Source organism: Streptomyces boncukensis (assembly GCF_011045075.1).
In the GTDB taxonomy this organism is placed as follows: Bacteria; Actinomycetota; Actinomycetes; order Streptomycetales; family Streptomycetaceae; genus Streptomyces; species Streptomyces boncukensis.
Genome location: NZ_JAAKZZ010001107.1, coordinates 1 through 534 on the forward strand (window position 1 = coordinate 1; position 534 = coordinate 534).

General features: G+C 67.4%; 1 protein-coding gene. It reads left to right on the forward strand.

The genetic code is table 11. The features are described from left to right. On the forward strand, positions 1–534 hold a 534-nt coding region (locus tag G5C65_RS38180; RefSeq protein WP_165303675.1), incomplete at both ends, for a polyketide synthase dehydratase domain-containing protein.

The following is a 534-nucleotide window of genomic DNA, read 5'->3' on the forward strand; positions in this document are numbered from 1 at the left end:
GGGCGGGCGGGTGGTTCCGCTGCCGACGTATGCCTTCCAGCGTGAGCGGTTCTGGCCAGAGCCGCTGCCGAGCGGAATCGGCTACCTTGGCGCCGGGCACGCTCTGCTGGGTACGACAGTGGCGCTGGCAGGCAGCGACGGCGTGGTGCTCAGTGGCGAGTTGTCCGTCAGCTTGCAGCCGTGGCTCGCTGATCACATGGTGTTGGGCCGCATCGTGGTCCCCGGCACCGCGTTGGTGGAGATGGTGTTGCGTGCGGGCCAGGAAGTGGCCTGCAGTCTGGTCAGGGAATTGGTCCTGCAAACACCGTTGATTCTGCCAACGGCAGGAGGAGCGCAAGTCCAGACACGGGTCGACGATCCCGACACCTCGGGCGATCGCCCGGTGCAGGTATACGCCCGCGCCGAGGGTACGGACGAGTGGATACTGCACGCCTCTGGGCTCCTGGGCGCCTCGGATACCAGAACACCCGATCTCGGCCTTGAGGTGTGGCCGCCGCGGGGTGCGGTGGAGGTGGGGGTGGAGGGGTTCTACGA